The 13,596-nt window shown below is 44.8% G+C and carries 10 protein-coding genes; 2 read left to right on the forward strand and 8 right to left on the reverse strand.

Translation table 11 applies throughout. The features are described from left to right. Positions 1-615: 615 nt before the first annotated feature. Both NRIC_RS03800 and NRIC_RS03805 read right to left on the reverse strand, forming a co-directional pair. A complete protein-coding gene (locus NRIC_RS03800; protein ID WP_146621377.1) occupies positions 616-2,622 on the reverse strand; it encodes an FtsX-like permease family protein in 2,007 nt (668 codons plus the stop codon). After that, positions 2,612-3,379: an ABC transporter ATP-binding protein gene (locus NRIC_RS03805; protein ID WP_146621378.1), complete on the reverse strand. Its 768-nt coding sequence runs from the start codon at positions 3,377-3,379 to the stop codon at positions 2,612-2,614. Before NRIC_RS03805 ends, NRIC_RS03800 begins: the two co-directional genes overlap by 11 nt. A 356-nt stretch (positions 3,380-3,735) precedes the next feature. On the opposite strand from NRIC_RS03805, the gene nrdD reads away from it, so the two are divergent. After that, on the forward strand, positions 3,736-5,925 hold the full coding sequence (gene nrdD / locus NRIC_RS03810; protein ID WP_146621379.1) for an anaerobic ribonucleoside-triphosphate reductase: 2,190 nt from the start codon (positions 3,736-3,738) through the stop codon (positions 5,923-5,925). A gap of 88 nt (positions 5,926-6,013) precedes the next feature. Beyond that, entirely contained in the window at positions 6,014-6,616 is a 603-nt protein-coding gene (gene nrdG, locus NRIC_RS03815; protein ID WP_146621380.1) for an anaerobic ribonucleoside-triphosphate reductase activating protein, read from the forward strand. On the opposite strand, the gene dinB is transcribed toward nrdG, so the two are convergent. The 6 genes from dinB to copZ form a co-directional block, all read right to left on the reverse strand. Continuing rightward, positions 6,613-7,734: a DNA polymerase IV gene (gene dinB / locus NRIC_RS03820; protein ID WP_146621381.1), complete on the reverse strand. Its 1,122-nt coding sequence runs from the start codon at positions 7,732-7,734 to the stop codon at positions 6,613-6,615. The two genes, nrdG and dinB, sit on opposite strands and share 4 nt — an antisense overlap. Positions 7,735-7,821: 87 nt before the next feature. Further along, positions 7,822-8,205 (reverse strand): MmcQ/YjbR family DNA-binding protein, encoded by a 384-nt coding sequence (locus tag NRIC_RS03825; protein ID WP_146621382.1) that lies wholly within the window; start codon positions 8,203-8,205, stop codon positions 7,822-7,824. Positions 8,206-8,315: 110 nt separating this feature from the next. After that, complete coding sequence (locus tag NRIC_RS03830) at positions 8,316-8,843, reverse strand: type II toxin-antitoxin system Phd/YefM family antitoxin (RefSeq protein WP_146621383.1); 528 nt, start codon at positions 8,841-8,843, stop codon at positions 8,316-8,318. A 200-nt stretch (positions 8,844-9,043) separates the two neighbouring features. Next, a complete protein-coding gene (locus tag NRIC_RS03835; RefSeq protein ID WP_146621384.1) occupies positions 9,044-11,116 on the reverse strand; it encodes a heavy metal translocating P-type ATPase in 2,073 nt (690 codons plus the stop codon). A 95-nt stretch (positions 11,117-11,211) separates the two neighbouring features. Continuing rightward, the gene (locus NRIC_RS03840; protein WP_307720535.1) at positions 11,212-13,350 is read right to left on the reverse strand and encodes a heavy metal translocating P-type ATPase; all 2,139 of its coding nucleotides are present in this window, start codon (positions 13,348-13,350) and stop codon (positions 11,212-11,214) included. A gap of 36 nt (positions 13,351-13,386) precedes the next feature. Next, positions 13,387-13,596: a copper chaperone CopZ gene (copZ, locus tag NRIC_RS03845; RefSeq protein WP_146621386.1), complete on the reverse strand. Its 210-nt coding sequence runs from the start codon at positions 13,594-13,596 to the stop codon at positions 13,387-13,389.

Raw genomic sequence — 13,596 nt, forward strand, 5'->3', positions numbered from 1 at the left:
GAGGCCGTTTTTTTGAACTCTTTTCTCAAGTTAAGACTTTCCTTGAACTTTCGTTTTTGTCGATGTCTGTATCTTCTGAATTCAGAAGCCTGTTTATCAGCCTTTTGGTTTTCACTATTGCAAAGGAGCCGTCATTTTGACCAAACGGAGTACTTTAACTTTTTCCAAAAGGCTTTACCTTATAGACATCGGCCGATATCGAATGCTGTTTGACAATCAAACTAGCAAAAAAAGAGAAACATCCCTCTCGCCAATTGTTCAACTCGAAAACTGAAACCTTCAGAACCACCAACCGCTTTGCACTGGACTTGGAAGCCGTCCCATAAAAGATGCCCATGATAGAGCAAAGAGCTATTTCTGCAAAAACAGCGGCCAAGGTGCTCGTCAAAGAATCTCCGAGCAAGAGCAGTTTTTCACCAAAAATTTTTCTCAGCAGACTGCGAAAAAGAATCCTGGAAAAACATAAACCATAAAAAAATCCGCCAGATCCCCGCTAGAGGGAATAGGGATACGTCCTTTGAAAACCAAGATTGAATCTGAAGAATAGCACAAAATAAAAAAGCAATTTCTCCATCTTATCAGATAGAAAATTGCTTCCTAACTACAAATTTGGACTTATTTCAACAGTTTCCGCTGGTAACGATAAGTAATATAGAAGAAACTGGTATAAACAGCCAACAGAATACCGCAAAACAGGTAAACGAACCAATAATCAGCATTTTCGACCAATCGTGCAAGAACATAGATCGCAAAAAAGCTGTGACCGACACCCAAGATCGCAGATGGGAAAAACATCCATTGATTTTCCCGGAAAATCAGCCAATTGCGCTGCTTTCTGGAAATCCCAAGATTTTTTAACAGCTGATAGTGCCTTTGACGACCCTTCATGTCTGATAATTGCCGCAAACTGATCGTACTGGCGGTAATAATGATGAAGGTCATCGTGACAAAGGTGGTTACAAACAGCAGCAGTCCAGTTCGATTTCTGGTGGTTTGATAGGTCTCTGGATAAGAAACATAATTGACTCGATAAACGGCGTTGTCTCCTTCGCCTTCAGTGATCGTTCCAATAATTGTTCCTTGTTGGAACTGCAGATCGTTTTGAATCGGCGCGATCCAATCCATTGACAGTGTGTGTTTAAGCTGATTTTCAAGCTGAGACTGGTCCGCTTCTGCTACTTGAACAGCGGTTACCGTATAGCTGATCCCTTCCGTTTGCCGAAACAGCTCGTCAGAAACAACAAAGAGGTTACGGCTATACCGCAGGTTCCAATCCCCTAAGTTATTATTTTTGATACCTTGAACACGCAACGAGTGCTGACTCAGCTCCAGCTCAGGGCTGTACCGCAGATAATCATTGAACACGGTTTGCGAAGAAATCAACAAAACCGTATCCAATTCATTTGAAAGTTTGACCGCAGGGACTCGCGGGTTCATTCTTCGAAAAGCTTGGTATTCCGATAAAGCGATCAAATCGACGGTGGTCGGCGGCTCCTCTTGATCCAATTGACCTATAATCACCAAAGGTGTTTTAGCACCTGCTGCCTTAAAATGCAGATCCTGCTGCTGAGTGATCGGTATCCCAATGATCTCTGGCTGAATGTCCTGCCATGATCGCTGATCAATCATCAGTGAAACCGGTGCTGATTCAGTGATACCATTCATTTGAATCGAGACAAGCGCGGCGATTCCGCCCAGAAAAGTCAACGCCAAGCCTAGTAAAATCGTTACCGACGCTAGAAAAAAACGTTCGGTATATAGTTGCTTTTGCCCTTCACTTTTAGACAAGAACCGCAGCGTCTGATAGTCAGAATGCGTTCGTCTGGCCAGGAACCAGCGAATAGTAAAGCTGAAAAAAAGGTAGGTCCCTAACACGCAAACGAGGAAAATGCCAACCATTAAAAAGAGCGTTCCGGTAAATAAGTCGTGTCCCTGTGCCAAAATCTTTACTAAGAAAGGAAAATTCAAAGCAGCCCCCCAGCCGAAAAGGATTAGTGCACAGCCGATAACTCCGCCGAACTTTTGCAGCTTCGAGAGCCGCATCTGCCTGCGTGTATCCGCTCTTTTTCTTTTCATTGAAGACAAGCTGTGCTTCGAAATACGCCATAATACCTGAAGCGAGACCACGCTTAAAATAAAGAGCATGACCAAAGCCGTCGTCCAGACCCCTCTGATGGATAAGAAAAAATTGACATTGATCGCAAGACCCATTGCCTTTAATAAGATCATGCTAAACATCCGCGAAAGCAAGATCCCTAAAACAATACCGGCAATAAAAGACAGTCCGCCAATGAAAAATAATTCTAAAATGAACAATAAACAGATCTGATCATACTTCAGACCATATAAGTGAAAAATTGCGATATCCTTGCGGCGGCTTTCGATAAAGTAGTGACTGGTGCTCAACAGAAAAAACAGCAGCACCATCCCAATCATCACACTGCCAAAGGCCAAGAAATTCACGATATTCGTCGTGTTGCCCACTTGGCGGACCAGCGGCTGTTCATAGGTCATCGTCGTGAACGAATAGTAGACCATCACGGCAAAAGACATACTGAAGAAAAACAACAGGTAGCCTCGGGACTGCTTTTTAAAGCTTTGCCAGGCCAGTTTAATCAGCATTGGTCTTTCCTCCACCTCCGATGGTCGCCTGCATATCGATTACCTTTTCAAAAAAGACCTTGCGGGAAGAACGCCGCACGATTTCCGCGTAAAAGCGTCCGTCTTTGATAAACAACACCCGATTGCAATAGCTTGCCGTATATGGATCATGTGTCACCATCAAAATCGTCGTGTCCTCATGCAAATTGACTTCTGATAAATAATGCAGAAAATCTGCGGCTGACTTGGAGTCTAAAGCCCCTGTCGGTTCATCCGCGAACAAGAGCTTAGGTTTAGTGATCAGTGCCCTGGCTGCAGCAGTGCGCTGTCTCTGGCCGATTGAAATTTCTTCCGGGTACCGATCCAACAAGGATTCGATCGAAAGCAGCTTCGCCAAATGAGCTAACCGCTCCTGCATCTGTGAATTAGGCATTCGATCGACGGTCAGCGGCAGCAGGATATTGTCTGCGACAGTCAGACTATCGATCAAATTAAAATCTTGGAAGATGAACCCCAGATTTTCCCGACGAAAATCCGTCAAACGGTTCTCACGCATCTTGCTAATGTCTACTCCAGCGATTTTCACCTGTCCCATAGAAGGCAGCAGGACGGTAGACAAGATGCTCAGCAGTGTTGTTTTTCCAGCACCACTAGGTCCCATGATACCGACGAACTCACCAGACTCAATCGAAAAGCTTAGGTCATTTAGAACAGTGATTTTGTTGCTGCGTCCTCCATAATTCTTGGTCAAATGATTTACTTCAATTATTTTTTTCATGGTTCAAACGTGCTGAAGCTTGAGCTTAAGCCGTTCGTCTCACTTCCTTTGCGGTTTTAAAAAAATTCTGCTAAAAATCCCAGCGATTTTTTCTATTTTTATGGTATCATATCTAAGGTGAATGCAGGTGTCAGACACCTGCTAAATTTCTTACGTTTTTGTCACTTTTTCTTTTGTTATTTTACTTCAGAAAAAACGGCATGGTGGATTGCTTTCATTTTAATTTTCACAATCGGACACACTATATATAGTGTGTCCGATTGTTTTTTTCAAAAAATATATACTATATATCGTTGCAACCTTCCTCAAAATACTATATGATAATTAATGAACTTTAAGGAATGGAGCTGATAGAGATGATGGAAATCAAAACAAATGATACAGCCACTGATTTTCAACCGACGCTCAAAACGATGCGTGTAGTCAAACGAGACGGACGTCATACCTCATTTGATGATCAAAAAATTTATGACGCGTTGATCAAAGCGGAGACCAAGATCCATGGAACGATCGACCCATTGACGTATGAACGGATCCAGCGTATCGTGGAACGAGTCGATGCAGAAATCGCTCAACGTTTCACGGACAATGTGAAAATATATGAGATCCAAAACATCGTTGAACACACCTTGCTGGAAAACAATGAATACGAATTAGCAGAGGAATACATCAATTACCGGACTCGCCGCGACTTTGCCCGCAGCAAGGCAACCGATATCAACTTTACGATCAGCAAGTTGATCAACAAAGACCAATCTGTCGTCAACGAAAATGCCAACAAGGACAGCGATGTCTTCAATACCCAGCGCGACCTGACAGCCGGGATCGTTGGAAAATCAATCGGATTGAAAATGTTGCCGCCGCATGTGGCTAACGCCCATCAAAAAGGCGATATTCATTACCATGATTTGGACTATCATCCGTACACACCAATGACCAACTGCTGCCTGATCGACTTCAAAGGCATGCTGAACAACGGGTTTAAAATCGGGAATGCGGAAGTCGAAAGCCCTAAATCAATTCAAACAGCAACAGCACAAATTTCACAGATCATTGCCAATGTGGCTTCTAGTCAGTATGGCGGCTGTTCTGCCGATCGTGTCGATGAACTGTTAGCACCTTTTGCCCGTTTGAACTATGCTAAACATCTAAAAGATGCGGAAGAGTGGATTGACAACGCAGACCGCCGTGAAGAATTTGCGCGACAAAAAACTCGCAAAGACATTTACGATGCGATGCAAAGTCTGGAATATGAGATCAACACTTTGTTTACCTCCAACGGTCAAACACCATTCACTTCATTAGGCTTTGGTCTGGGGACTGACTGGTTCGAACGCGAGATCCAAAAAGCGATCCTGCAAATTCGGATCGACGGGCTGGGCAGTGAAAAACGCACTGCGATCTTCCCTAAACTGATCTTCACATTAAGACGCGGGGTAAACTTGGAAGCCCAAGACCCGAACTACGATGTGAAGCAATTAGCATTGGAATGTGCGACAAAACGGATGTATCCAGATATTCTAAACTACGATAGACTGATTGAATTAACTGGCAGCTTCAAAGTCCCAATGGGATGTCGTTCCTTCCTGCAAGGCTGGAAAGACGAAAACGGTGAAGAAGTCAATGTTGGCCGGATGAATCTAGGCGTCGTGACCTTGAACCTGCCGCGGATCGCTATGGAAACGGCCGGCGACAAAGAGAAATTCTGGCATCTGCTGGAAGAACGTTTGGAAACCGCTAAAGATGCTTTGGTCTTCCGAGTAGAACGCTGCAAGGAAGCCACACCGGCAAATGCACCTATTTTATATCAATATGGTGCTTTCGGCAAACGTCTGAAACGCACTGATTCCGTCAACGAGCTGTTCAAAAACAAGCGTGCGACTATTTCCCTTGGGTATATCGGACTGTATGAAGTAGCAGCAGCCTTTTATGGTGGAGAATGGGAATCCAATCCAGAAGCAAAAGCTTTCACGTTGGATATCTTAAAGAACCTGAAGCTGCACACTGATTCTTGGGGCAATGAATATGGCTACCACTTTAGTGTATATTCAACACCTAGTGAAAGCCTGACAGATCGTTTCTGTCGTCTAGACTTAGAGCGCTTCGGCATCGTTGAAAACATTACCGACAAAGAATACTATACAAACAGCTTCCATTACGATGTTCGTAAGGATCCAACACCGTTTGAAAAATTGGATTTTGAAAAAGATTATCCAAAATACTGCTCCGGTGGATTTATCCATTACTGTGAATATCCAGTGCTTCAACAAAATCCAACCGCATTGGAAGCAGTGTGGGATTATGGCTACGACCGAATCGGCTACTTGGGTACCAACACACCGATCGATCATTGCTACGAATGCGGCTACGAAGGCGACTTCCATCCAACGAAGCGCGGCTTTGAATGCCCGCAATGCGGCAACCACGATCCAAAAAGCTGTGATGTGGTGAAGCGGACCTGCGGATATCTAGGAAATCCACAACAGCGTCCAATGGTTCATGGACGCCATAAAGAAATTTCTTCACGGGTCAAACACATGGATTAATAAGCATGGGAGAAAGATCTTGGATCTGTTTCTCCCACGCTTTTTTCTAACCCTGATGCCCTTAACTGAAAGAAACTAGGTGAATGATATGCGCAATCCACAACCGAAAGAATGGCTGGCCAGCGAGCTGAGTCAAAATTTCATCGCTGATTACAAGGCTTTTAATTTTGTTGATGGTGAAGGGGTCCGCAACAGTTTATACGTCAGCGGTTGTCCGTTTGCCTGCGAAGGCTGCTTTAACGAAGCCGCTCAGAATTTCCGTTATGGCAAACCCTACACGTCAGAAATAGAAGATCAACTGATTCGAGATACAGCCCATGACTACGTACAAGGCATCACTTTTTTAGGAGGCGAACCGTTTCTGAATACGGAGGTTTGTCTGCGAGTGATCAAGCGAATGAAGCAGGAATTTGGCGACACCAAAGACATCTGGTCCTGGAGCGGCTACACATTTGAAGAACTCCTTATGGACAGCGAGGATAAATTGGAGATGCTGCAGCAGATCGATATTCTCGTGGATGGACGGTTTGATATCACTCAAAAGAACCTGATGCTGCAATTTCGCGGCAGTCTCAATCAACGGATTATCGATGTCAAAAAGTCTTTGAAACAAGGCGAAGTCGTGATTTGGGAAAGGTTGAACGACTCAGAAAAGGCTTTTGAGCAAATTAAAAAGAGCAGCCTAATCTAATAGGTCCGCTCTTCCCATAAAGGTAGTACGATATTTTCATAAGTCAAGGGATCTAGGTTCGTTAGGGTAATGCCCAACAGCCGGATCCCTTTTTCAATACCGCCGATCTCTTCCCAGATCAAGCGAGCCTGTGAAAACAAGTCTTCCTTTTTGATTATGTAATAAGGGAGCGTCGCCCGTTTGGTGATCGTTGTATAATCCGTGTAACGAATCTTGACCACAACGGTTTTCCCATGTTTTTGTACTCTTCTGGAGGACTCCTCCACCTTTTCTGCCAGCTGCCGCAATTGTGCCAAGACCTCTTCGTCTGTCCGCAGCGGGTTGCCATAGGTATGCTCTTTGCCGACCGACTTGCGCTCTCGAGTGACACTGACTGGAGAATCATGGATACCACGAACCTTCCGATACAAGGAGTAACCCATCTTACCGAAATTGCGAATCAGGAACATCTCATCCTTTTCATACAAATCTGCCCCTGTAAAGATCCCCAGCTCATTCATTTTAGGCACTGTCTTTTTCCCAATACCGTGAAACTCTTCGATCGGCAGCTTTTTAAGAAAATCAACCGCCTGATCCGGCATCACAACCGTCAACCCCCGCGGCTTCTGATGATCAGAGGCCAGCTTCGCCAAAAATTTATTGTAGCTGACTCCCGCAGAACAGGTCAAATGCAGTTCCTGCCAAATGTCGTGCTGGATCATCTTGGCAATTTTGATAGCTGAAGTCGACCCGATTTTGTTCACAGTCACATCCAAATAAGCTTCATCGATAGACACCGGTTCGATCACATCGGTATAGCGGTGAAAAATCTCTCGCACTTGCTGGGAAACAGCCCGGTATTTCTCGTGATCTCCTGGCTTGAAAATAGCCTGCGGACAAAGCTCAAACGCCTTTTGGGCACTCATCGCAGAATGGATTCCATACTTTCTAGCCTTATAATTCGCTGTCGTCACGACACCTTTGCCGCCTGTATCAGAAGGATGGCGAGCGATCACAAGCGGATGCTTCGCTAATTCGGGATTGTCGCGTTCTTCCACTGATGCAAAAAAGGCATCCATGTCAATATGAATGATTTTTCGAGTTGTATCATTTTTTAATGGAAAGTATAGCCCTCCCATCGCACTCACCTCATTCTTATTATACCCGAACACGCGTTCACAAACAAATAAGAATCCTCTAACAGACCAATAGAGACAGGAATAAGCTTAGTCTAATAATTCCGCCTGTTGTGCCTTCGTCAGCTTTTTGAAAACCAACTCGTGCGAAACTCGAATCATCGCTTCGATTTCCTCATCCGATAATTCATCAGAAGCCAATTTGATAGAATTCCAGTGCTTCTTATTCGCATAGTATCCGGGAATGATCGTCTGCGGATACATTTCCCTTAATTCCTCATTTTTCTGCGGATCATTTTTCAAAGTAATCAGAGCTTCTGGAGTTGCCTCAGGGCTCATCATGCCAAACTGTTTGCCCATCAAGTCAAAATAATTGGTCTCCCAATCCTCCCGAAAATAAACCTTGGCTCCTGTTAGTGAATTGCCGAATTTTTTGAATCGTTCGATACGTTGCTGAATCGCTTGATTTTCCATATGCTGCCTCCTCGAATAAGTAATTATCTTCATTTTTTGTATCTTGTTTTTGATGGAAATGAAGTCGCTGTAAAAAGCAGAACTGACAAAATAAACAGCCGTTAAGCTGTTTATCTTTCGATCAAATTGACTTTTCGAACTACTAAACGGTCTGTCCCTCGGCGCAGGTCTTCTAGGTCGCCGACGATTTCTGCGTAAATGGTTTTATGGTTTTCTCTTCGGCGTAGTTGGTAAATAATTTTGCCAACCTCCCCGAGTTCTTTGACCATCTCAGTGACTCCGCCAAAGCCGGTTTTTTTCGTAATAAAGCCCAATTGAACCATTCGTTCATCCAATTGCCGAGCAGAGATGACCGCGCCTTTGGCAACGACGGAGCGCAAAGCTGCAGCCAATTCTTCTAATTCTTCTGGCACTGGTAATTCACGTTCAACTGGCTGGTATTGTTTATCTCTCAACTCAGTCAATTCTTCCAATAATTGCTCGTATTGTTCCTTGGTCAGCATGACTCCCGCGATTTTTTCGCGGTTAAAAATATACACACCGGTCCCCGCTTTGCGTGCCTGAGCAAAGACATCCATTGGCGATTTTTTCACTTCGGTAATAGAAGACGTTGGAACGTCCAACTTTTTTAATTCCATACGATTCTCCCCTTCAGACTAGTTCTATTCATTATAGCATTTCCACGAAAACAACAAAACCTTTAACCTGTGATTGGTTCCAGTCTCCGCTTTTAAACTGCTTTGCACTCATGTCCTTAGGTGCTGTCTTCAAACAGGTCATCACGAATCATTTTTAAATCAAAAAGAGTGGTTATCTGTAAGAGATAACCACCTTTGTTTTAGACATTTAGCAATAGCGCATTGATCGCCACGATGATCGTACTTAACGACATCAAGACTGCACCAACTGCTGGGCTCAGGAGGATTCCTATCGGAGCCAAGATCCCCGCTGCCAGTGGAATCGCAAGGATATTATAGCCTGCACCCCACCATAGGTTTTGTACCATTTTACGGCGCGTCTTTTTGGCTAGATCAATGAACTTAAGAATATCCTCTAACGCACTGCTGGTCAAAATCACATCAGCTGAATCAATGGCGATATCAGTGCCTGAGCCGATCGCTATCCCAATGGATGCTCTTGCCAGTGAAGGGGCGTCGTTGATGCCATCGCCTACCATCATCACCTTTTTGCCTTGTTTTACATAAGATTGGATGTTCTTTTCTTTGTCCTCTGGCAATAGCTCACTGTAAAATTCCGTTAAGCCCAAATAGGCTGCGATAGCTTGAGCAGCTTTTTTGTTGTCTCCAGTAATCATGACTGGCCGCAAGCCTTTGGCCTTCAATGCAGCAATAAAGTCCTTCGCCCCCGCTTTGATCGTGTCACCCATCGCAAAAAACGCCACTAATTGATTCTCCAGCAATAGAAAAGAGATCGTATTGCCTTGTTCCTGATACTGTTTCAGAGCCGCTTCATCAATAGTCAATCCGCGTTTTTCGATTTCTTTCTGATTGGCTAAAACAACTTTTTTCCCTTGAACATTTCCGGTAACTCCGACACCTTCCAGTGTTTTGACTTCCTCTGCTGAGTAGGCGTCAAGTTTTTGTTCGGCTAGATAATTCATCACACCGATCGCCAAAGGATGGTTGGTTTGCGCTTCTAACGCACCGATATACCGCAGTGCTTCCTCGCGGTCTAACGAATCTGTTAACAATTCAACACCTGTAACAGTAAATCTGCCTTCCGTTAAGGTTCCAGTTTTATCTAAGAAAATGTATTCCATCTGATTGACTTGCTCCAACGCTTGCCGATTTTTCAACAACAAACCATTGCGCGCTGCTAAGGATGTGGAACGAGCAATGACCAAGGGAATAGCCAGTCCGAGTGCGTGGGGACAAGCGATGATAAATACCGTCACCATGCGATTCAACGCTTGTGGCAGATCATCGATGAACAGCCAAACAATGAAGCTCAAAATCCCGACCACCAAGGCAACATAAAACAACCACTTAGCGACACGATCGGACAAGGTTTCAAGTTTAGATTTTTCTGCTTGAGCTTCCTTGACCATCTTCATTACTTTCGCCAGATAGCCGTCCTCACCAGTTCCAGAGACACGGATCTCGATCGTGCCGCTGCCATTGACCGATCCGCCGATTACAGAGTTGCTGACTGTCTTAGCAACGCCCTTCGACTCGCCTGTGACTGCGGATTCATCTACTGTGGTCGAGCCTTTTAAAATCGTGCCATCGGTTGGCATCTTGTCGCCCGCTCGAACCAATAATCGATCACCCTTTTTGACCTCCTGCAAATTCACCCGCTTCGTTTGTCCATCTGCCTGCAGCAAAGTAACTTCATCTGGCAGCAGCTCAGCCAATTTTTGCAACGCATTGCTGGCATTTGACACAGCATTCATCTCTACCCAATGACCCAAAAGCATAATAACAATCAGTGTGGCCAGCTCCCAGAAGAAATCCATCACGTGACCAGCTGGATTGACCAAGTTCGCTACAAAAGAATACACACTGTAAATATACGCAACAACGATCCCCATCGTGATTAAGGTCATCATCGCCGGGCTTTTGGCTTTTAGTTCACTCTTGGCCCCAGCGAAAAATGGCTGTCCTCCGTAAAAGAACAGGATCGTTGCCAAAACTAAAACGAGCCATTCCGAGCCAGGAAAGGTGATCTGAAAAGGAATCTCGATCCCCATCATTGGCGACATCAAAAGAATTGGAATCGCCAAAATCAACGACAGCCAAAATTTCTTTTTGAAATTTCCCATGTGCATTGAGTGATCCATGCCTTCCATGTCGTGGTGATCCATTTCTGATGAATGAGTCATGTGTGTTGAATGGTCCATGTTCTTCCTGTCATGAGCTGAATGCTCATGCTTTTCTTTTTTTTGTCCCATGTCGAATTCCTCCTATACGTAGGTGGAAATGGCTCATCATTTTACAGCAATGAATCACAGTCTAAAGGAAACTACTCTTTGGCTACGCCACTCCACTAAATTTTTTTCCGGTTCAAACTCAAGGAATTGATCAGCACGCTGACTGAACTAAAGGCCATCGCACCGCCTGCAATAATCGGATTTAAAAATCCTAACGCTGCAAAAGGAATCCCAATCACATTGTAAAGAAATGCCCAAAACAAATTCTGCTTGATTTTGCGCAAGGTTAGGCGAGAAAGCTGAATACTTTGTGCAACAGCTGTTAAGTCACTCTTCATCAGCGTAATGTCCGCTGTTTCCATCGCAATATCTGTTCCGCTGCCCATCGCGATCCCAATGTCAGCCAAGGCTAAGGCTGGCGCATCGTTGATACCATCTCCTACCATGCCAACCAATTCATGTTTGTCATGCAAGTTTTTGACGATCTCAGCCTTGTTCTCCGGCAATACTTCAGCAATGATCTCCTCTTCATTTAAACCGACCTCAGCCCCGATAAAACGGGCTGCTTGCTGATTGTCTCCTGTCACCATCTTCACGTGCAAACCGTTCTTTTTTAGCTCCTGAATGGCTTGATAAGAGGTCGTTTTGATTTGATCGCTGACGGCGACTGCCGCGATGACTGCTTGCTCATCTGCCAGAAACATGACGGTCTTGCCTTCTGCCTCCAGTGCAACCATCTCTCGCCAGGGTTCCAAGGACAACTGCCGTTCAATGATTCCCCGTTTTGAACCTACAAAATATCTTCTATTATTAATATCACCAATAATTCCTGATCCCGTCAAACTTTTGAACTCGGAAACCGGTAAAAGTACTGATTGGTTGCTGCCATAAGCAACGATGGCTTTGGCAAGTGGATGCTCGGACTGATTTTCCAAACTGGTCAACAAGGCCAATGCTTGGTCATCGGTCGTTTTGAAATCCGTTACTACAGGCTTTCCTTCAGTGATCGTACCGGTTTTATCGAAAATGATCGTCGTTAAATGGGCAATTTTCTCCAATGCACCACCGCCCTTGATCAGAATGCCATTTTTGGCTCCCAGTCCAGTTCCAACCATGATCGCTGTTGGCGTAGCCAAGCCTAACGCACACGGACAAGCGATTACTAAGACAGAGACACTATGCACGATCGCCTGCTGCCAATCGCCGGTGATCAATCCTGTAGCGATCAGTGTCAGCAATGCAACACCTAAAACAGTCGGCACAAATATCCGAGAAATTCGATCGGCAATCTGCTGGATTGGTGCCTTTTGACCTTGAGCTTCCTCAACCATCTTAATGATCCGGGAAAGGACTGTCATACTGCCGACTTGTGTGGTTTTCAGCTGAATGCTTCCTGTCGTATTGACTGTTCCGCCGAAAACGACCGCATCGATTGTTTTATCCACTGGCAAACTTTCTCCCGTCAGCATACTTTCATCCACCGTTGTCTGCCCAGAAACGATCATACCATCCACTGGTATTTGTTCACCCGGTCTGACCAGCACGAGTTCATCGATCATTACTTCTTCAATCGGTATCGTCAGCTCCTTGCCTTCTCGGATCACAGAAGCAGTCTTTGCCTGTAAAGCCATCAGTTGCTTAATCGCTTCGCTGGTTTTGTTTTTGGCCTTTTGCTCCAAATACTTTCCCAGCAGGATCAGGGTGATGATCATCCCGCTGCTTTCAAAATACAGATCCGAATTGTAGGGGTTAAAAAAGCCGTTATAAACACTTAGCAGATAGGCCGCTGTCGTACCCATCGCCACCAGTACATCCATGTTGGGTGCTTTGGTTTTTAACGCATGAAAGGCCCCTTTGTAAAAGCGCATACCGATCACAAACTGCACCGGTGTGACAAGAGCCAGCTGGACCCAAGGAAGGTGAAAAAAATGAACCCATCCTGCATGACTCCCTAAAAGCATCGCGATCATGGCGATCATCAAAGGTGCTGTCAAAACAGCGCCAATCATCAGATCTCGACGCATTTTTTGCACGTAACGCGCCTTTTCTTCTGCAATCTTTTGTTTATGAGCGTCATCAAAAACAATGGCGCCATAGCCAATGTCTTCGACCCGTTGAGCGATCTGATCAGCCGTCAGCGTTTCATCATAGCGAACAGTAGCCTTCTCCGTCGCCAAATTGACAGAAGCTTCTACAACGCCTGGCGTTTCTTTTAATTCCTTTTCGACTCGCGCCGAGCAATTGGCACAGGTCATGCCTGTGATGACGTAGGTTTCGATCGATTCAGCCAATTAAACCACCTCAGTATCAAAACCTGCTGCGGTGACTTTTTCTGCGATTTGCTGCGCATTGATTTGGCTTTCATCAAATTTCACGATACCTTCGTTTTTTTTCAAATTGATTTTGACTTTGTCGATCCCCGGCAACTCATTGATTGCCTTTTCGACTGTCGCTACACAGTGATTGCAGCTCATTCCGTTGATTGTAAATTTTTGCTTCAT

Origin of the sequence: Enterococcus florum, from assembly GCF_004309355.1 — a bacterium.
Classification (GTDB): domain Bacteria; phylum Bacillota; class Bacilli; order Lactobacillales; family Enterococcaceae; genus Enterococcus_A; species Enterococcus_A florum.